Annotated in this window: 15 protein-coding genes; 5 read left to right on the top strand and 10 right to left on the bottom strand. The window is 73.2% G+C overall.

The genetic code is table 11. The features are described from left to right. Positions 1 to 80 precede the first annotated feature (80 nt). Positions 81 to 827 carry a hydrogen peroxide-dependent heme synthase gene (hemQ, locus tag ACH4SP_RS06070; protein ID WP_398410032.1) on the bottom strand — a complete coding sequence of 249 codons (747 nt, stop codon included), beginning with the start codon at positions 825 to 827 and terminating at the stop codon, positions 81 to 83. A 4-nt stretch (positions 828 to 831) separates the two neighbouring features. Further along, positions 832 to 2,277, bottom strand: a complete 1,446-nt coding sequence (gene hemG, locus ACH4SP_RS06065) for a protoporphyrinogen oxidase (RefSeq protein ID WP_398410029.1) — start codon at positions 2,275 to 2,277, stop codon at positions 832 to 834. A 139-nt stretch (positions 2,278 to 2,416) separates the two neighbouring features. Here hemG and ACH4SP_RS06060 point away from each other — a divergent pair, with 139 nt between their 5' ends. Together ACH4SP_RS06060 and ACH4SP_RS06055 are read left to right on the top strand one after the other, a co-directional pair. Beyond that, positions 2,417 to 3,520: a DUF4349 domain-containing protein gene (locus ACH4SP_RS06060; RefSeq protein ID WP_398410023.1), complete on the top strand. Its 1,104-nt coding sequence runs from the start codon at positions 2,417 to 2,419 to the stop codon at positions 3,518 to 3,520. 264 nt (positions 3,521 to 3,784) lie between these two features. Continuing rightward, entirely contained in the window at positions 3,785 to 5,173 is a 1,389-nt protein-coding gene (locus ACH4SP_RS06055; protein ID WP_398410018.1) for an FAD-dependent oxidoreductase, read from the top strand. On the opposite strand, the gene ACH4SP_RS06050 is transcribed toward ACH4SP_RS06055, so the two are convergent. Continuing rightward, the gene (locus ACH4SP_RS06050) at positions 5,086 to 7,656 is read right to left on the bottom strand and encodes an alpha-N-acetylglucosaminidase TIM-barrel domain-containing protein (protein WP_398410013.1); all 2,571 of its coding nucleotides are present in this window, start codon (positions 7,654 to 7,656) and stop codon (positions 5,086 to 5,088) included. The genes ACH4SP_RS06055 and ACH4SP_RS06050 overlap by 88 nt on opposite strands. A 198-nt stretch (positions 7,657 to 7,854) precedes the next feature. After that, complete coding sequence (gene hemE / locus ACH4SP_RS06045) at positions 7,855 to 8,922, bottom strand: uroporphyrinogen decarboxylase (RefSeq protein WP_398410007.1); 1,068 nt, start codon at positions 8,920 to 8,922, stop codon at positions 7,855 to 7,857. A gap of 91 nt (positions 8,923 to 9,013) precedes the next feature. On the opposite strand from hemE, the gene ACH4SP_RS06040 reads away from it, so the two are divergent. From ACH4SP_RS06040 to ACH4SP_RS06030, 3 genes are all read left to right on the top strand, one after another. Next, on the top strand, positions 9,014 to 9,709 hold the full coding sequence (locus ACH4SP_RS06040; RefSeq protein ID WP_398410003.1) for a DUF3000 domain-containing protein: 696 nt from the start codon (positions 9,014 to 9,016) through the stop codon (positions 9,707 to 9,709). A 299-nt stretch (positions 9,710 to 10,008) separates the two neighbouring features. Then, a complete protein-coding gene (locus tag ACH4SP_RS06035) occupies positions 10,009 to 10,674 on the top strand; it encodes a response regulator transcription factor (RefSeq protein WP_362413655.1) in 666 nt (221 codons plus the stop codon). A 242-nt stretch (positions 10,675 to 10,916) separates the two neighbouring features. Continuing rightward, positions 10,917 to 12,200, top strand: a complete 1,284-nt coding sequence (locus ACH4SP_RS06030; RefSeq protein WP_398409997.1) for an HRDC domain-containing protein — start codon at positions 10,917 to 10,919, stop codon at positions 12,198 to 12,200. A 94-nt stretch (positions 12,201 to 12,294) separates the two neighbouring features. Here the strand turns inward: ACH4SP_RS06030 and ACH4SP_RS06025 are convergent, their stop codons facing one another. From ACH4SP_RS06025 to ACH4SP_RS06000, 6 genes are all read right to left on the bottom strand, one after another. Further along, on the bottom strand, positions 12,295 to 13,203 hold the full coding sequence (locus ACH4SP_RS06025) for an ABC transporter permease (protein ID WP_398409988.1): 909 nt from the start codon (positions 13,201 to 13,203) through the stop codon (positions 12,295 to 12,297). Beyond that, the gene (locus ACH4SP_RS06020) at positions 13,200 to 14,021 is read right to left on the bottom strand and encodes an ABC transporter ATP-binding protein (RefSeq protein WP_398409984.1); all 822 of its coding nucleotides are present in this window, start codon (positions 14,019 to 14,021) and stop codon (positions 13,200 to 13,202) included. The genes ACH4SP_RS06025 and ACH4SP_RS06020 overlap by 4 nt, the downstream gene beginning before the upstream one ends. Then, positions 14,015 to 14,770 (bottom strand): PIG-L deacetylase family protein, encoded by a 756-nt coding sequence (locus tag ACH4SP_RS06015; RefSeq protein WP_398409979.1) that lies wholly within the window; start codon positions 14,768 to 14,770, stop codon positions 14,015 to 14,017. Before ACH4SP_RS06015 ends, ACH4SP_RS06020 begins: the two co-directional genes overlap by 7 nt. 110 nt (positions 14,771 to 14,880) lie before the next feature. Continuing rightward, on the bottom strand, positions 14,881 to 15,549 hold the full coding sequence (locus ACH4SP_RS06010; protein WP_398409975.1) for a papain-like cysteine peptidase: 669 nt from the start codon (positions 15,547 to 15,549) through the stop codon (positions 14,881 to 14,883). Between the two features lie 80 nt (positions 15,550 to 15,629). Beyond that, positions 15,630 to 17,138, bottom strand: coding sequence for a glycoside hydrolase family 3 protein (locus tag ACH4SP_RS06005; protein ID WP_398409972.1), 1,509 nt, complete (start codon positions 17,136 to 17,138; stop codon positions 15,630 to 15,632). Between the two features lie 1,343 nt (positions 17,139 to 18,481). Next, positions 18,482 to 19,645, bottom strand: a complete 1,164-nt coding sequence (locus ACH4SP_RS06000) for a hypothetical protein (protein WP_398409968.1) — start codon at positions 19,643 to 19,645, stop codon at positions 18,482 to 18,484. Position 19,646 lies beyond the last annotated feature (1 nt).

The following is a 19,646-nucleotide window of genomic DNA, read 5'->3' as shown; positions in this document are numbered from 1 at the left end:
TGGCGTTCCTGGCGAATACGCGCCAGGAACGTCACCAAGTCATCGTGCACGTACGAAACTTGTCCGTACGTGAAGGAGGGTCAGGCGAGCCCCGCCACCAGGTCCGCGACGTCCTTGCGGCGCCCGGTGTAGAAGGGCACCTCCTCGCGGACGTGCATACGTGCCTCGGAGGCCCGCAGGTGACGCATCAGGTCGACGATGCGGTACAGCTCGTCGGCCTCGAAGGCCAGGATCCACTCGTAGTCGCCGAGCGAGAACGAGGCCACCGTGTTGGCGCGCACGTCCGGGAAGCCACGGGCCATCTTGCCGTGGTCCGCGAGCATGCGGCGGCGGTCCTCGTCGGGCAGCAGGTACCAGTCGTAGGAGCGCACGAAGGGGTAGACCGAGACGTAGTCGCGCGCCTTCTCGTCGGCGATGAAGGCCGGCACGTGCGACTTGTTGAACTCGGCGGGGCGGTGCAGCGCCATGTTCGACCACACCGGCTCAAGGGCGCGGCCCAGCTTGGTGCGGCGGAAGAGGTTGTACGCGGCCTGGAGCTCGTCGGAGGTCTCCGCGTGCCACCAGATCATGACGTCGGCGTCCGCGCGCAGCCCGGAGACGTCGTACGTGCCGCGCACGGTGACGTCCTCGGTGGCGAGCTTGTCGAAGAGCGCCTGGACCTCGTCGGCGTAGCCGGTGCGGTCCTCCGGCAGCACGTCGCGCAGCTTGAAGACGGACCACAGGGTGTAGCGGATGACCTCGTTGAGGTCCTTGGCCTTCTTGCCGGCGTTCGGGGCCTTGCCGGTGGCGGCGGGGGCCTCGTTCGCAGCGTTCTCCTGAGCAGTCATGTGGCTATTGTCCCGCGCCGTCTGCCGTGCCCTCCACCAGGGTGGGCGTGGCCAAGATCTCTTCCGTGATCTCGTCGGCCGCCCGCTGCCCGCTGCCCACGCACGCGGGGATCCCCACCCCGTCGTAAGCGGCTCCGCAGACCCGCAGTCCGGGCAGCTTCGCGACGGCGTCGCGGATGCGGGCGACGCGGGAGAGGTGGCCCACGGGGTACTGGGGCAGCCCGCCGATCCACCGGGTGACCCGGGTCTCGACGGGCCTCGCGGCGAGCCCGGTGGCGGCGCCCAGGTCCCGCAGCGAGACGTCGACGAGGTCACGGTCGTCGCGGTGCAGGTGCTCCTCCTCGCCGTACCTGCCGACGGACGTCCGCAGCACGAACAGGTCGGGGGCGTGCTCGCTCACCCATCCCCACTTGCGGGAGGAGAAGGTGGACGCCTTGATGGTGTGCCCGTCGACGGGCGGCACCAGGAACCCGGAGCCGTCCGGCAGCACTTCGTCGACGTCCTTGCGGGCGAAGGCCATGGTGACCAGCGCCATCGACGCGTACTCGACGCCCTGGAGTTCGGCAGCGGCGGCCGGCGACTCGTCGGCGAGGAGGGCGGACGCGGACCAGGCGGGGGCGGCGAGGACGACGCCGTCGGCCCGCAGGATCTCGCTGTCGGTACGGACGAGCCAGTGGGACCCGGTCCGGGTCAGCTCCAGTACGGGCGTCTCGGTGAGGATCCGGCCGCCCCCGGCCCGCACCGCGGCGGCGACGGCGTCGGGGAGGGTGCCGATGCCGCCGTCGATCCCCATGAAGACGGGCCCGGTCCGCTGGTTGTCGGCGGCGCGCCGCTGGAGCTCCCGCACGCCCTCCAGCAGGGAGTCGTACGACGTGGCCGCGTCGTACAGGGTCGGTACGGCGGCGCGCATCGACGTCCGGTAGACGTCCCCGGCGTACACGCCGCCGAGCAGCGGCTCGACGAGCCGGTCGACGACCTCGCGGCCGAGCCGGGCGGCGACGTACTCGCCGATCGCCATGTCGTCGCCGACCTCGGTACGGGGCAGGGTGCGGTCCTGCTCCATCCGGGCGAGGCTCTCGGCGGACAGCACCCCGCCCAGCACGGCCGGATCCCCCGGCACACCCATCACGTGCCCCTTGGGCATCGGGGTCAGTTCGCCCCGGTTCCAGAGGGAGGCACTGGCGGTGGACGGCGGCTGCAGACGCTCACCGATCCCGACCGCACGGGCGAGGTCGACGGCCTCGGGCCGCCTGGCCAGCATCGACTCGGCGCCGAGGTCGACGGGGGCGCCCGCGATCTCCCCGGCCTCCAGCTTGCCGCCGAGCCGGGTCGTGGCCTCCAGCACGGTCACCCGCGCACCGGAGCCGACCAGCCGGTGGGCGGCGGCGAGTCCGGAGATTCCGCCGCCGACGACGACCACATGAGCCTTGTTCCCGTCCGTACCGTTCATGCCCCCACTCTCTCAAACCCCCTGCCGAGTCCCGTCCGTGACCGGTTCGGAGCCGCTTCGGGACCGGGAAAGGGCAACCCCCGCGCCCGTCCCGTACGTCGAACCTGCAACACCCATCACCATCTTCGGGGGGACCGGAATGCGTGCAGCAGTACGTACGACAACTCGTGCGGCAGGACGTCGGAAGCGCTTGTCCTGGGTGGGAGCGGCGGTGGTCGCGGCGACGCTCGCGGCCGGAGGCTGCTCGGGCGGCGGCAGTGACTCGGGCAGCAGCAAGGCTGACCACGGGGCGGCGGCGCCGCAGAACCAGAAGCCCGCGGAGCGGGGCACGGGGGCGGGCGGCGGGGCTGCGGACCAGGCGAAGCCGGGCGCGGGATCGGGCTCCGGCTCCGGGGCCGCGCGGCCGAAGGCGCCGTCGGCCGCGCAGACCCATGTCATCCGTACCGCCGAACTCCACATCCAGGTGGCCAACGCGACGGCGGCACTGGCCAAGGCCCGTACGACGGCCGAGTCGGCGGGCGGCCTGGTCGGCAGCGAATCGACCGAACGCGACTCCTCGGGCCACGTCTACTCGCGCATCGCGCTGCGCGTCCCGCAGGACAAGTACTCGGAGACGCTGACCACGCTGGAGAACAGCGGCGGCAAGCTGCTGGCCCGCAAGGCAGAGGCGAAGGACGTCACCGACCAGGTGGTGGACATCACCAGCCGGATCAAGTCGCAGCGGGTGAGCGTGGCGAGGGTCCAGGAGTTCATGAACCGGGCGACGAAACTGACCGACGTGGTCTCACTGGAGGCCGAACTCTCCACCCGCCAGGCGGAGTTGGAGTCCCTGATCGCCCAGCAGTCCTCCCTGAAGGACAGCACCAGCATGGCGACGATCACCCTCGTCGTCTCCGAGACCCCGCCGAAGAAGAAGCCGGTGGCACCGGTGGAGGACGAGCCCGGATTCGTGGACGCGCTGGACGGCGGCTGGGAGGCGTTCCTCACGACGGTGCGGTGGATCGCGATGGTGGTGGGGGCGGTGGCACCGTTCGCGGTGGCGCTGGTGCTGCTGTATCTACTGTGGCGGCGGCTGCTGGCCCCGGTCTGGGAACGCCGCACGCCGAGGCGGCCGCGGAGGGTCGCGCCGACGTTCCCGTCGTACCCGGGTCCTGCCGGACGGGTGCCGTGGGGGCCGGAGGGGTCACCTGAGCAGGCACCGGAGCGGGCGCCGAAGCCGGGGCCGGAATCGCAGTCGGAGTAGCCCACCGGAAAGGGGGGGGCGGTGTCGGGCGCGTGCGGTCGCGGAGGGGGCGTGCCGCAGTGGGGGGGCCGCCCCCTTGCCCACCCGTCCCGCCCCCGGGGGGCGGCCCCGCTGCCCAAGGAGGCTAGGGCGGGCTCACTGCCCAAGGGGGTTCGGGGGCTCAGGGGCTCGGGGGCAGGCATTTGGGGGCGCGGGGAACTGCGCGACCAGCCACGACGCACCCGCACAACGCCCACCAGCCCTCCGCCCCCATACCGTGTGCCCATGACCACCACCGCCCCGCAAACCCTCCTCATCATCGGCGGCGACGCAGCCGGCATGTCCGCCGCCTCGCAGGCCCGCAGGCTCAGGAGCCCCGACGAGCTCAAGATCATCGCGTTCGAGCGCGGCCACTTCACCTCGTACTCCGCCTGCGGGATCCCGTACTGGGTGGGCGGCGACGTGACGTCGAGGGACGACCTCATCGCCCGTACCCCCGACGAGCACCGCGCCCGCGAGATCGACCTGCGCATGCAGACGGAGGTCACCGAGATCGACGTCGAGGGCCGCCGGGTGAAGTCCCGCAACCTCAAGACCGGCAACGACGTCTGGACCCACTACGACAAGCTCGTCATCGCCACCGGCGCCCGCCCGGTCCGCCCGCCGATCCCCGGCATCGACGCCCCTGGCGTGCACGGCGTGCAGAACCTCGACGACGGACAGGCCCTCCTCGACACCCTCAAGGCGACCAAGGGCCGCCGCGCGGTCGTCGTCGGCGCGGGCTACATCGGCGTGGAGATGGCCGAGGCGCTCGTCCATCGCGGCTACGAGGTCACCGTCCTCAACCGCGGCGAGCAGCCGATGGCGACCCTCGACCCGGACATGGGCGCCCTCGTCCACGAGGCGATGAACGGCATGGGCATCACCACCGTCTCCGACGCCGAAGTCACCAAGATCCTCACGGGCTCGGACGGCCGGGTCAGCGGCGTCGCCACGGACGGGACCACCTACCCGGCCGACGTGGTGGTCCTCGGCATCGGGGTCACCCCGGAGACCACCCTGGCGAAGGCCGCGGGCCTCCCCCTCGGCAGTTCCGGCGGCCTGGTCACCGACCTGTCCATGCGCGTCAGGGGCCACGACGACATCTGGGCGGGCGGCGACTGCGTCGAGGTGCTCGACCTGGTCTCCGGGCGCCTGCGCCACATCGCCCTCGGCACGCACGCCAACAAGCACGGCCAGATCATCGGCTCCAACGTCGGCGGCGACTACGCCACCTTCCCCGGCGTCGTCGGCACCGCCGTCAGCAAGGTCTGCGACCTGGAGATCGCCCGCACGGGCCTGCGCGAGAAGGACGCGAGGGCCGAAGGGCTCCAGTTCGTGACCGTACGCATCGAGTCGACGAGCCGCGCGGGCTACTACCCCGGCGCCTCCCTCATGACGGTCAAGATGACCGCGGAGCGCCGCACCGGCCGCCTCCTCGGCGTCCAGATCGTCGGCCGCGAGGGGGCCGCCAAGCGCGTCGACATCGCGGCAGTCGCCCTCACGGCCAGGATGACGGTCGATCAAATGACCGCCCTGGACCTGGGTTACGCCCCGCCGTTCTCCCCGGTCTGGGACCCGGTCCTGGTCGCGGCCCGCAAGGCGGTGGCCGCGGTGCGGAAGGCGGGGGCGTGACCCACCGTGCCGCCGACCCGGTAGACGGTCAACGCCCGTAGGGCGACGGCGGGTTCGGCCGGACCGCCGTCCCGGGTGATCCTCCAGGTCACGGCGGAAGTCTCCCCCGGTGCGAGCGTGCGCACGGTCGTGGGGGTGAGCGGTTCGGCGGTGCAGCCCGCCGGTACCCGCAGCGTGCACCGCAGTCCTGTGGCCGGGGCGAGGCCGTTGCGGTTGGCGAGGGTGAGGGTGGCGGTGAGCGGGGCCGCCCGGCCGGGGCCGCCGCCCTCGGTGACCAGGTGCGGGACGAGGTGGTACGGGTCGGAGGCCAGGGTGTCGTGGACCTGCCGCGCCAGCCGGTGGGTGTCGCCCCGGGGCGTCGTGGCGAGCCTGCCGGGGTTCCGGGTCCAGGCCTCCTCCCGCGCGTACCAGTCGATCGGCCGGGGCTCCCGGTGCTCGGCGAGTGCGGCGGCCAGTTCGTCGAAGTACGCGGCCCAGCGCTGCCGGTAGAGCCCGCCGACCAGGCCTCCCCACTCGCGGTTCGCGTAGTCGTGCAGGCCGCCGCCGTCCGCGCCGGACCGGTGGCCCCACACGGTGAGCAGCGACAGCGCGTCGTACGCGAGCCGGTCCGACTCGGCCCGGTCCGCGCCCCACGCCCTGGCGTCCGCCTCCCAGCGGCCCAGCAGGTGCGTGGGCCGGGTGGACACCAGCGCGTCCAGCAGGTCGACGCGCTCCAGCCAGACGCGGGCGAGGTCGAGCAGCCGGGGCCTGTCCCCCGCGTCGTACGCGTCCTTGATCAGCGGCAGCAGGACGCGGCTCTGGTTCGCCAGGACCTGGCGGGCGACGTCGAGCAGGTCGTCGGCGTACGCGGAGCTGCGGCGCAGTGCCGGCCCGGCGGCGAGCAGCGCGGGCAGGGCGGCCGCGAACGCGACGTCGTCGTACCGGATCCTCTGCGGCGACCAGCTCGCGGCGCTCTTCACCGTGAGTCCCGGCCGGGCGCCGAACAGCGAGTCGGCTGGCTCGCTCCAGGAGTCGGCGCGGGTGGTGCCGTACGCGGTGCGGCGCAGGACGTCCCAGGCTCGCGCGGCGTTCCGGTCCCGGCCGCCGTAGCGGGAGACGGCGTACGCGGCGAACCACTCCTTGAGGTCGGGGGCGGCGGGCGTCCACGCCAGTTCGGAGAAGAGCTCCAGAGCCGCGGGGTTGTTGTCGGCGGCCTCCGGCAGCAGTGCGATGCCCCGCAGCGCACTGCCCTCGCGGGTCAGCCAGGAGTGGTAAAGGGCGGCCCAGTCCGGGGTGTTGGCGCCCAGGGCGGTGTGCCCGCCGAAGTTCCAGATCGACCCGAAGGCGTACGGGGCGCCCAGCCAGTCGTCCTCGCGGTGGTCCACGGTGGCGTAGCGGTCGGAGAGGCCGTCCAGGACGAGGACCTTGGTGCGGTCGACGGCGCCCATGAACGTCTTCGAGGGGTTGTCCTGCCAGCCCAGGACGGCCCAGGTCGCCCCGGGGCGGGCGGCGAGCAGCGCCGCCTGCACGGCCCTGACCGCGTCCGGCACGGGCACGTCTCCGGGCTTTCCGCCCTCGTGCAGCAGGTCCATCTTGTACATCGTCGAGTCGCCGAACAGCTCGCGCTGGATCCGGTAGTACGCGGCCGCCACCCGCCGGAAGTGCTCGCCGCGCGGGTCGAGCCAGTCCGGCCGCCGGAAGCCGACCCAGTCCCCCTGCGGGACGGTGTGCGCGCCCGGATTGCGCGCGGCGAAGCCGTCCGGGACGGTGCCGAAGTAGCCGGGCAGGACGGGGGTCATGCCCAGCTCCCGCAGCCTCCCCACGATCTTCTTCCCCAACTCCACTCTCCTGTCCAGGAGTTGGCGCGAGACGGGCCCACCGAAGGCCGACATGTTCTGCAGCTGCCACCAGGGCTGGTGCGCGGGCCCCGGAATCCAGGCGCGCAACTCCTCGTCCCCGTAACCGAATTGCTGGAAGAGCCGGTGGTGGACCGCGTCGGCGCCCGCGTGGACGAGGACCTCGTTGTAGCCGTGCAGCGCGAGCACGTCGATCTCGCGCTCCCAGTGGTCCCAGCCGTGGTAGGCACCGGTGTAGCCGTCGTTGCAGTCGTTGAGGGCGAACCGGTGCGGGACGTTGGCGGCGATCGTCACGGGCTCGGGGACGGCGGGAAGCCGTCCGGGCAGCCGGAGTTGCTCGCCCGCCCAGCTGATGTTCGCGTGCGCGACGTGCTTGAGGTACCAGTACATGCCGCGCAGCCGGACGGCGGGCGTACTGCCCTGTACGAGGATCCTGCCCCGGCCCCCGGAGACCCGGAAGGCGTCCTGCCCACCGCCTGCGGGCAGGGCCGCGAACACGAACTGCTGCCAGTGCTCCGGCAGCAGCCGCCTCGCGGCCCGCGCATCGGCCCCGGCAGCGGCTCCGGAAGCGGCGGCCGGCAGCGCGGACGACGCGAGGAGCGCTCCGGCGATCGTCGTGGCGGCGGCGAGGAAGGTACGGCGATTCATGGCACGGCCTCCGGAGCAGGGTGAAGGTGCTCGGAACTACTGCTGTGCCGAAGTGTTGCGCATGCCACGGGAGTTGCACGAGAGGCCGTGGGCCACTGTCGTGGCGCACCCTGGCCCGGATCGCGGCGCTCTCCGTCCCGGATCGCGGCGGCGGCCCGGCCCGGCACACCGCCGTCCCGGGCCGCCGCCGTACGGGCCCTAGCGGGCCGTCTGCTTGTGGACGTACTCCACCAGCCGCGACAGCGCGTCCGGGTCCATCGACGGCAGCACGCCGTGCCCCAGGTTGAAGATGTGCCCCTCCAGCCCCTTGGCCGCCTCAAGCACCTCGTCCGTCTTCGCCATCACGGCCTCCGGGCCTGCGAAGAGGACGGCGGGGTCGAGGTTGCCCTGGAGCGCCTTGCCGGGACCGACCCGGCGGGCGGCCTCGTCCATCGGGACCCGCCAGTCGACGCCCACGACGTCGGCGCCGGCCCGGCCCATGAGCCCGAGCAGTTCGCCCGTACCCACTCCGAAGTGGATGCGCGGGACGTCGTACGGAGCGACCGCGTCGAAGACCTTCGCCGAAGCGGGCATCACGGCACTGACGTAGTCGGCGGGGGCCAGGGCGCCCACCCACGAGTCGAAGAGCTGGACGGCGGAGGCTCCGGCCTCGATCTGCACCTTGAGGAAGTCGCCGGTGATGGAGGCGAGCCGGTCCACGAGGTCGGCCCACAGCTGCGGGTCGCCGTACATCATGGCCTTGGTGTTCTCGTGGTTGCGGGAAGGACCGCCCTCGACGAGGTAGCTCGCGAGGGTGAACGGCGCGCCCGCGAATCCGATGAGCGGGGTCTCGCCCAGCTCCTCCACCAGCATCCCGATCGCCTCGGTGACGTACCAGACGTCCTCGGGGGTCAGATCGCGCAGCCGGTCCAGGTCGGCGCGGGTGCGGATGGGGTCGGCGACGACCGGGCCGACGCCGGGCTTGATGTCGAGGTCGATGCCGATGGCCTTGAGCGGGACGACGATGTCGCTGAAGTAGATGGCCGCGTCGACCTTGTGGCGGCGCACCGGCTGGAGGGTGATCTCCTTGACCAGCTCGGGCCGCATGCACGACTCCAGCATCGGAATGCCTTCGCGGACCTTCAGGTACTCCGGCAGCGAGCGCCCCGCCTGCCGCATGAACCACACCGGAGTGTGCGGCACCGCCTCACGCCTGCACGCCTTCATGAAGGCCGAGTCGTACGTCTTGCTCTGGGGGCGGCCCGTGGGGCTTTCGTTGGCACTCACGCCCAGAATCTTCGCACGCGTGGGGAAGCACTCGCCCCGGGCCGGGTGTCTCTCCCGCCGTGCGGGCCCCCTTCCGCCTACCCTTCCCCGCATGGCTCCGGCTCAGGGACGATTTTCAGATGACGCGCACGGTCACCCGCATGGCAGGGACGGCAGGGACGGTACGGAGGAGAACACTGCCCCGCTCCCCTTCCGGCAGGCGGTGGACGCGCTGCGGGCCGCCCGGCTGCGCCCCGAGGTGGAGGTCGACCCGACGAAGGCCCCCAAGCGGCTCGCGCCGTTCGCCTACGCGCTGGAGGCGGCGGCCGTCGACGGCGACGAGGACCTGGCCGACGGCCGGCTCGTGCTCCTCCACGACCCGGCGGGCCACGACGCCTGGCAGGGCACCTTCCGCCTGGTGACACTCGTACGGGCGGAGCTGGAGCCGGAGATGGCCGCCGACCCGCTCCTGCCGGAGGTCTGCTGGTCGTGGTTGACGGGTGCGATGGAGGCGCGCGGGCTGTCGTACGGGGAGGCGAGCGGCACCGTCACCCGGGCCGGTTCGCACTACTTCGGCGGGCTGGCGAACCGGCGGCCCGCCACCCAGATCGAGATCCGGGCCTCCTGGACCCCGCGCGAGGGACTGGGCGGGGTGCCCGACACGGCGTCCTACCTGGCGGCCTGGTGCGATCTGCTGTGCCAGGTCGCGGGGCTGCCGCCGGCTCCGGCGAGCGGTCCCGAGGCGGGGCTCCAGGCGCTGCCGGGCGTGGTGTCGCTGCCGCAGCGACGCGGCCCGCAGTCTCTCTGACGGACCCTCAGAGGCCCGCCGAAAGCCGGCCGGAAGTCCACCGGAGGTCCACCGCGAGCCCTCGGGAAGCCCGTCAGGGGCCCTGCGAACACTCCCTGACGGGCAATCGAGCGGGTGCCCTGATCAGGGACTTCATCGATCGTCTATCCGAATTGCCCGAATTGTTACTCATCAATTCGTGATCTTTCTCTAAAGGCGGGCGGGGTAGCTGCCGAAGAGGACATTGACCCTTCCAGCACGGTTCGCCCCGGCTTGACCCCCATGAGTCGGAGCCTTCCCGTCACTCCCTCGGAGGCCTGGTGTCCGTTCTCCTCGAGCAGCCCGCAAGCCTGGGCGCCTACCGGCCGAACAAGCCGACCGCCATGGTCGTCGTGGCCGATCCGCGCGTCCGCTCCACCGTCACTCGCCACCTGTGGGCCCTCGGAGTACGTGATGTCATCGAGGCGTCCTCCATCGCCGAGGCCCGCCCCCGGGTCGGCAGCCCCCGCGACATCTGCGTCGCCGACGTCCACCTGCCCGACGGTTCCGGGCTGACCCTCCTCTCCGAGACCCGTGCGGCGGGCTGGCCCAACGGTCTGGCCCTGTCCGCCGCCGACGACATCGGTGCCGTGCGCAACGCCCTCGCGGGCGGTGTGAAGGGTTACGTCGTCACCGGCACCCGCAACAACATCGGCCAGCACCCCGGCCGTCCCGGCATGGCCCCCATCGGTGCGGCGGCCGCCCGCATGCACCGCCGTCCCCCGGGCTCCCCGAGCCACCCGGGCGGCTACCGCGAGCTCTCCGGCCGTGAGGTCGAGGTGCTCAGGCTCGTCGCGGAGGGCCAGTCCAACAAGGCGATCGGCGTCTCGATGGGGCTGTCCGCCCTGACCGTCAAGAGCCACCTGGCGCGCATCGCCCGCAAGCTCGGCACGGGCGACCGCGCCGGCATGGTGGCGGTCGCGCTGCGCACCGGCATCATCCACTGAACACCCCAGGCAGGCTCCGGGCCGGGTGAACCTCCAGGCACCCGGCCGGCCACCCGCCAGGTGTTCCTCCAGGCACCGGCGCGGAACTGCGGTCCGGGGCGGCATCCTCCGCCCCGGACCGCAGTTCTGTGCCCGCCCCCGGCCCGGTCCCGGCCCTCCCCCGGGCCCTTCCCCCGCCCCGTCCTGGACCCGGTCCTGTGCTCCGTCGTCGGGCCACTGTCATACACAGATACCCTTGACAGGTGACCGACGCCCAAGAGACCGCAGCAGAGCCAGACCTGCGAACCACCGGGGGCGGCCCCCCGGACGACGTCGAACCGGCGCCGATCCCGCTGTTGGAGCCACGCGAGGGCATTCCGCCCGTCGTGGCGACGCAGGAGGCCCTCGACGAAGTGATCGCGGCATTCGCCGCCGGAACCGGTCCCGTGGCCGTCGACGCCGAGCGCGCGTCCGGCTACCGGTACGGGCAGAAGGCCTATCTCGTACAGCTGCGCCGCGAGGGCGCCGGCAGTGCGCTGATCGACCCCGTCGGCTGCCCCGACCTCTCCGGCCTGGGCGAGGCGATCGCGGACGCGGAGTGGGTGCTGCACGCGGCGACCCAGGACCTCCCCTGTCTGCGTGAAATAGGCATGATCCCCACCCAGATCTTCGACACGGAGCTGGCCGGACGCCTCGCGGGCATCCCGCGCGTCGGCCTCGGCGCCATCGTCGAGAACCTTCTCGGGTACGCCCTGGAGAAGGGGCACTCCGCCGTCGACTGGTCGACCCGCCCGCTCCCCGAGCCCTGGCTGCGGTACGCGGCGCTCGACGTCGAGCTGCTCGTGGACCTGCGGGACGCCCTGGAGAAGGAGCTGGACCGGCAGGGCAAGCTCGACTGGGCGCTGCAGGAGTTCCGCGCCATCGCCGAGGCCCCGCCCGCACCTCCGCGCAAGGACCCGTGGCGGCGCACGTCCGGGATGCACAAGGTGCGCGGCCGGCGCAGGCTCGCGGTCGTACGGGAGCTGTGGACCGCCCGGGACGCCATCGCGCAGCGCCGTGACGTGTCCCCCGGCAAGGTCCTGAGCGACGCGGCCATCGTCGAGGCGTCCCTCGCGGTGCCGCTGAACGCGACCGTGCTGGCCGCGCTGCCCGGCTTCGGGCACCGGATGGGGCGCCGTCAGCTGGAGCAGTGGCAGGCGGCGATCGACCGGGCCAAGGCGCTGCCGGACATCGAGCTTCCGCAGCCCGGGCAGGCGGTGGCGGGCCCTCCGCCGCCCCGGTCCTGGGCCGACAAGGACCCGGTGGCGGCGGCCAGGCTGTCCGCCGCGCGGGCGGCGGTCTCGGCGCAGGCCGAGGAGATCAACATGCCGCAGGAGAACCTGATCACCCCGGACACGGTGCGCCGGGTGTGCTGGGAGCCGCCGAAGCCCGCGACCGCGGAGAAGGTGGCCGAGGCGCTGGCCGCGCACGGGGCGCGGCAGTGGCAGATCGAGCTGGTGACCCCGCTGCTGGTGACGGCCCTGGCGGCGCAGGTCCCGGAGGCGTGACCCGGCGCAGGCCGCGCCGCCGGCGCTCCGCCTCGTAACGTCATGGGGACGGTCCCCTGCCACCGCGGTGGCAGGGGACCGTTCTGCGTTCCGGTCAGGAGTAGCGGGTCACCAGGCCCTTGCGGCGGAAGGTGCGGAGCATGCGGCGCAGGGCCAGCAGGCTCAGCAGCGTCAGCACGGCGGTGCCCCCTGCGGCGAGGGCCAGCTCGCCCCAGGGCATCGGCTCGCCGGAGGCCAGGGTGCGGCCGACCGCGAAGACGTGGGTGGTGGGCAGGGCCTGAGCCACGGGCTGCAGCACGGCGGGCAGCGTGGTGATCGGGTAGAAGACGCCGGACAGCGGCATCACCACCGAGAGCGCGCCCCACACCAGGGCCTCGGCCCCGCTGCCGTAGCGCAGCACCAGGCCGACGACCAGGAGCGCCACCGCCCAGCCGGAGGCAAGGAGCAGGGCGGCCACCGGGATCAGGCCGAGGCCGAGGCGGGTGACGTCGAAGGCGTACGCGGCGAGGGCGAGCGCGGCGACCGCGACGGTGCTCGCCGCCGTACGCACCAGGGCGAAGAGGCCGACGCCCGCGAGGTACTCCCAGTCGCGCATCGGGGTGGCCAGCAGGCTCAGGACGTTGCGCGACCAGGTCTCCTCCAGGAAGCCGGTGGCCAGCGAGATCTGGGTCTGGTGGACGAGGTGCCACAGGACGGTGCCGCTGAGCAGGTAGACGGCCACCGCGGTGGTGGCGGTGGGGTTCTCGCCGGCGGCCTCGGCGGCGAACAGGCCGATGGAGCCGTACAGGAGGGTGTCCACGAGCGGCCAGACCAGTACGTCGAAGAACCGGTGCGGGCTGCGTTTGAGCACCAGCCAGTGGCGCCGGGCCACGGCCCGCACGCGGTGGGCGGAGGCGGCGGCCGGGGTACGGAGGGCGGGGCCTTCGGTGTCGGGGGACAGGGGCACGGACACGGTCGGGCCGGGACTGGGGGTGGGGCTGCCCTTGCTGCTCGTACTGCTCATGCGGTGGCCGCCCTTTCGCGGTCGCGGTCGCGGCCCTTGTCGCGGTCCTTTGCGCGGTCCTTGTCGCGCTCGGCCGCGAGGTGGAGGAAGACGCCCTCCAGGTCGCTGCGGCCGAAGGTGCGGGCCACTTCGGCGGGGGTGCCGTCGGCGGCGATGCGTCCGGCGTGCAGGAAGACCACGCGCTCGCAAAGGCGCTCCACCTCGGTCATGTCGTGGCTGGTGACCAGGAGGGCGGTGCCGCGTTCGGCGGACAGGGCGAGCAGGGCGGTACGGACCCGCAGCGCGATGTCCGGGTCCAGGGATGCGGTGGGTTCGTCCAGGATCATCAGGCGGGGGCGGTGCAGGGCGGCCTTGGCGATGCCGACCAGGGTGCGCTGACCGCTGGAGAGCTGGGTGCCGATGGCGGCGGCGAGGTGACCGATGCCGAACCTTCCCAGGGCTTCGGAGACCGCCGCGTGCGGGTCGCGCAGCCCGTACAGATCGGCGTACAGGTGCAGGTACTCCACCACTCTGACCCGGTCGGGCAGCGGCAGGTAGCCCGCGACGAAGCCGACGCCCTGCATGGCGCGGGCCCGGTCGGCGGGCAGCCGGTGGCCGAGGATCTCGACGCTGCCCGCATCGGGTTCGACCGCTCCGAGGGCCATCAGGAGGGTGGTGGTCTTGCCCGCGCCGTTGGGGCCGAGCAGCCCGAGGCGCTCCCCCGCACGGACGGTGAGCGTGACGCCGTCGACGGCGCGGCCGCGCGCGTACTCCTTGACGAGGTCGCGGGCCACGAGCACCGGGGGGCGGGGGTCCGGTTCGGCGGCGGGGGTCAGCATGCGGGCTCCAGGGCTTCCAGGGACCAGACGAGTTCGGCGCGCAGCGGGCCGGTGCGGGCGAGGAAGTTGCCGTGGTCGGCGGCGACCGGGGCCAGCTGGGAGCCGTAGCACTGGGCGGCCTCGCGCTTGGCGGCCCACTGGGCGTCGTCCAGTACGAGGTGGTGGTGGACGGTGGTGCGATGGGTACGCAGCAGCTCCTGGTAGGCGAGGCCGCACATGGGGCTCTGCGCGAGGGCCTTGCTCGCGGTGTCCGTGCCCCACTCGGGGAGGTGCCCGGTGTAGGGGAGGTCCGCGTAGACCAGGGGCAGGGGTGCGCCGAGCCGCGCGAGGGTGCGGGTGGCGCGCAGCCGGACGTTCTCGTGGTCGGACTGGTTGCTGCCGAGTGGCGCCCAGACGTCGGTTCCGGCGGGCAGCTCGGCCAGGAAGGCGTCCAGGCCGGGGAGTTCGGGGCCGTCGGCGTAGGGGCCGTCGGGGTGGTCGAGCACGACCTGCTCGACGCCGAGGCGGGCGCAGGCGACGGCGTCCTCGGCCGACCGGGCGCGGTGCGCCTCGTGCGCGGAGGAGAAGCCGCAGGTGGTGTCCCACCAGGAGACGGGGGCCTCGGGCGCCGGGGCGCCGCCGTACACGGTGACCACGGCGGTCGGTCCCGGCAGACCGGCCAGGGTCGCGGCGAGGGAGAAGACGGCGTCGTCGAAGTGCGGGGAGAGGACGACGGTGCGCCACGGGCGGGGCGGGGAGTCGTCGGGCATGGGTGTTCCTCCGTGGGCGGTGGGGTGCGTGAGGTGGTGAGGTGCCTGGGACTGTGAGGTGCCTGGGGCGGTGGGGTGATGGGTGCGTGGGGTGGCCCAAGTGGCTGGGGTCAGGCCGTCGTGGCGGGCCAGAGCGTGTGCGGGTCCAGTGCGGCGAAGACGCGGTCCCAGGCCTCGTCCGACCCCTCCCAGCGCCCCGGCACCTCGGGGACGGTGTCCCAGGCGACGCCCGGCGGCAGAGCGGTCACGCTCGCGGGCGGGGTGCGGCGCAGCCAGAGCACCGCGAACCGGTGGTCCGGGTGGCGGTGGGCCAGCTGTTTCCGCAGCCGCCCGAGATCGGCGTCCGTGAGCTCGTCGAAGGCGTCGTGGTGGACGTACAGGACCCGCGACGACGACCGGTTCAGCGCGCGCCAGCGCTCGGCGAGGTGCAGAAACTTGGCGCGTACGGACGGGAGTTGATGCTCGATGTCGGCCAGGGTGAGCGGCTCCCCCGCGGCCGGACGGAACTCGTGGAAGAAGCGGATGCCGGTGCCGCGGTCGTGCGCGCACTGCCCGTCGCTGAAGGGTTCGGAGAGTCCGGGCAGCAGGACGTTCCGGAAGTCGGTGTCCAGGAGGTCGAGCACCGACTCGAAGTCGAGATCGAGCCAGTCGAAGAAGTGGGCGCGTTCGTCGCCGGTGATGCGGCGGATCTGGTGGGTGGATTCGCAGTGGTATCCGAGGCCGACGCAGACGTCGTAGAGCGACGGCTGCGGGCGGGGCGCGGGGTTCTCCGGGGTCACACGGCTCTCCTGGCTCCGGCGGGAAGGGGGTTGCGGGGGTCCGGCGGGGTACGTCCGGCGAGGTACGTCCGGCGGTGCGCTCAGGTGCGCAGCGGCCCGCTCCACCGGACGCCGGTGAGCAGTTCCGCCGCGGCCATGGCGTTGGCGAGTCCTGCGCCGCGGGTCAGGAGGGTCGGGGCGTCCGGCGGGGGTACGGGCGTGAGGCCCATCTCGACCGCGACCAGGCCGGGCCGCAGCGTGCGCAGCGCGGCCAGCGTCTCCTGCTGCCAGGGATCGCGTACGGCGTCCCGGACGACCACGACGAGCGGCGCGTCCCCGTGCTCCCCCGCCTCGGGCAGCGGTATGCGGCCGGGGTCGGTCCCCGGCTCGACCTCGGCGGCCGAGGCGAGCCGGCCGAGCCGGTCCAGGCACTCCGAGATCCCCCAAGGGGCCTCCCCCACGGCCATGTTGGTACCGGCGGCCAGCCGCAGGGTGTGCACGGGCCCTGCCAGCGGCAGCGCGGGCAGTGCCACACCGGCCAGGGCCCGCCGGGCGGCGGCGAGACCGGTGCCGGTCGAGGTGGCGTCGGCGGCCCGGACGGGTGTGCCCGCAGCCGGGGCGGGGGCCGCCCAGGCGCGCAGCGCCGCGATCCGGGCGGCGGCCTCCTCCAGCCGTTCGAGGCTCAACTCACCGCCCCTGAGGGCACGTTCGACGGCCTCGTACACCTCGGGGAGGATCTTCTCCCCGTCGGTCGCGCCGAGCAGGACCAGGTCGACGCCCGCCGACCAGGCGAGTACGGCGGCCCCGCCGAAGCCCCAGCGGTCGAGGATCGGTGCCATCTCCAGCGCGTCGCTGATGACGACGCCGTCGTAGCCGAGTTCCTCGCGCAGCAGTCCGGTGACCACCCGGCGGCTCAGGGTGGCGGGCAGGTCGTCGACCTGCGGCAGCCGGATGTGACCGGTCATCACAGCCTTGGCGCCCGCCGCGAACCCCTCGGCGAACGGCGGCAGTTCGAGGACGCGCAGGGCGTCGAGGGAGCGGGGGATGTCCGGCAGCCAGGAGTGCGAGTCGGTGCCGGTGTCGCCGTGGCCGGGGAAGTGCTTGAGGGTGGCGGCCACGCCGCGCCCCTGGAGACCGGCCACGAAGGCACGGGTGTGCCGGGCGACCAGGTCGGGGGTCGCGCCGAAGGAACGTACGCCGATGATCGGGTTGGCGGGCCGGGAGTTGACGTCGGCGCACGGGCCGAGGCAGAGGTTGATGCCGGTGTCCCGCAGGTCGTCGGCGATGGCCTCGGCCACTTCCCGGGTCAGTGCGGTGTCGTCGACGGCACCGAGGGCGTGGTTGCCCGGGTAGACGCTGCCCCGGTGATAGTCGAGCCGGGTGACGTCACCGCCCTCCTCGTCCAGCGCGATCAACGCGTCGGGCCGCACCGCACGCAGCGGATCGACGATGTCCTCCCGGAGCGGACCGCCGGGCGGCAGCAGGTTGGTACCGAAGAGCCCGACTCCGGCGAGGCCCTGGTCAAGGGCCCGTTTGACCCAGTCGGGCGGCGTCCGCCCGTCGTACGCGGGCAGCAGGCAGGAATTCACCAAGGACACGAGAGAACTCATCGCAGGTCACCTTCGGAAGTGGGGTGGTCTGGCGGCACGGGGGACGAGGTGGTGGGCCGTACGGGACGGACAGGGCGCGGGCCGTAGGGGAACAGGTACGGGTACGGGTACGGGTACGGGTACGGGTACGGGTACGGGTACGGGTACGGGCATGAGTACGGATCCGGATCCGGGTACGCGTGGGCGGGCAGGCCCGCGAGACGCACGCGAAACCAGAACGACGGGGTTGCCGGGGGCACGGGGCGCGTGTACGGGAACGGTGCTTGCGGAGCGGGCGGGGGCTTGGGGGAAAGGTCTGGGGCCGGGAGGCCAGGAACTGGGAGGCCAGGGGCCGGAAGGTCAGAGGCCGGTTGGCCAGAGACCGGAGGGGTCAGAGAGTCGGGGACCAGGAGCCGGAAGGTCGGAGGCCCGAAGACCAGAGGCCCGGAGCCGGAGGGTCAGAGGTCGGAAGCCGGAAGCCGGAAGCCGGAAATCCAGGGGGCGGGAGGCCAGGGGGCGGGAGGCCAGGGGCGGGAGGCCAGGGGGCCGAAGTCCCGAAGGCCGAAGTCTCGAAGGCCAGAGGCCGGGAGCCGGAAGGCCAGGAGCCGGAGGGTCAGAGGTCGGAGGCCCGGAGGCCCGAAGACCAGAGGCCGGGAGAGCAGAGGCAAGAGGGTCAGGAGCGGGGAGGCCCGAGGCCGGGAGGCCAAGAGCCGGGAAACCAAGAGCCGGGAGGCCAAGAGCCGGGAAACCAAGAGCCGGGAGGCCAAGAGCCGGGAAACCAAGAGCCGGGAGGCCAAGAGCCGGGAGACCAGGAGCCGGGAGACCCAAAGTCAGAGGCCGAAGCCCTGCGCCGGGTGGTCGGAGTGGGGCCGGGTGGTCGGAGTGGGGCCGGGTGGTCGGAGTGGGGCCGGGTGGTCGGAGTGGGGCCGGGTGGTCGGGGTGGGGCCGGGTCCACGGCTCGCGGACGGATGGGTTCCGGTCCTCGTGGCTGCCGGGCGGCGGCGGCCGTTCCGCAGGTCCCGCCGGCTCGACCCGTCCGGCATGCTCCGCCCCGGTTGCCCCACCGACAGGCACCCGCAGGGTTCCGGCCCACAGGTCCCGGCCCACAGGGTTCCGGCCCACAGGTTCCAGCCCGCAGGTCCCGGCCGGCAGGTCCCGGCCCGCGGATTCCAGCCCGCCCGCTCGCTCCGCCCTCGTGCATCACCCCGCAGAGTGCGGCAACGGGCCTGTTCTGGAACGGGTGACGAGCCGGGTCATCGGCCGGATCACCGGCCCCGGCAAGCCTGGCGGCTCGGGCCCCCGGCCCACCGGGTCGGTACCGAGAAGGCGCGCGGTCCTTGCCCCCTCACCCCCCCCGCAGGCCCTCACGCGGTGGATCTGCGCAGCGCGATCCCCGTACTGCCTCGTTTGCTCAGGTAGGCGCGGCCGCCGCACACCGATTCCAGGGCGGGGGCGACCAGTACGGTCTCGTCCACCTGGGTCCACCGGTCCGTCCCGGCCAGCCACGGGCGGACCCGTTCGGCCAGCGCTGCGGGTTCCAGGGCGAGGAGCACGAGGTCGGTGGGGAGGTCGTCGAGGAGGTCCAGGTCCTGGCCGTAGTAGAGCATTTCGACGAGGAGGTACGCCGATCCCGGCAGCCGGCGCGACCGCGCGAGCGTTTCGAGGGCGTCCGCGTGGACGCGTACGCCCTCGAAGCCCGTCCCGACGTTCCCGGCGAGCCGGTCCCGGAAGAGTGTGTTGGGTTCGGTCGCGTCGACCTCGTACCCCTTGTCGGCGAGCCGCACGGTGAGCGCTCCCTCGCAGGCGCCCGCTTCGACCAGTGGCCCGTCCTCGGGTGCCCGGTGCCGGGCGACCCAGGTGGTGGTGGCGTCCAAGCGGGCCCGCTCGTAGGCGGACGTCTCGAACTCCCACGGGTCGGCGACCGTGGCCGCCTCCTCGTCGAGGCTCGCCAACAGGGCGTACAGGCCCTCGCGTTCGCGCGGCCCTTCGGTGGTGAAGAAGCGTTCGGCGGCCGGGACGCGGGCGGTGTAGATCATGGATTCGGGCGACTCGGTGCTCAGGAGCGGCCCGCAGTACCGGTTGACGAAGTCGAGCTTGACGCCGACCCGGGCCCGGTCCAGCGGGCGGTCCTCGTCGCTGACGAACTGGAGGAACGGGGAGTATCCGACGGCATGACGCACCGCCAGCCCGTGGTCGCCCGCCGCGACGTCGCGGCCGACCCGCCCGCGGCCGCGGCGGTTGTCCGCGGGCGAGTGGGTCCAGACCCGGGCGGGGCGTCCGCCGGCAGCCTCGCGGAGGAGAGCGGACAGTTTCCCGGCCCCGAGCGGGGTGGCCGGGTCCTCCGGCGCCCGTATGTGAGGGGCGAGGGCGGTGAGCCGGTCCGACAGGGAGCCTTCGGACGGCAGGTCCACCCACTGCGCGGTGTCGCAGCACAGCACGCGGACCTCGGGGGAAGTGGAATCGCTGAGTACGGAGAGGAAGTCGAGGGCCGCGTCCTCGGCCCGCAGCACTACCACCAAGTCGAGCACG

Origin of the sequence: Streptomyces sp. NPDC021093 (assembly GCF_044333135.1) — a bacterium.
Classification (GTDB): domain Bacteria; phylum Actinomycetota; class Actinomycetes; order Streptomycetales; family Streptomycetaceae; genus Streptomyces.
This window is presented reverse-complemented; position numbering and strand designations above follow the sequence as displayed.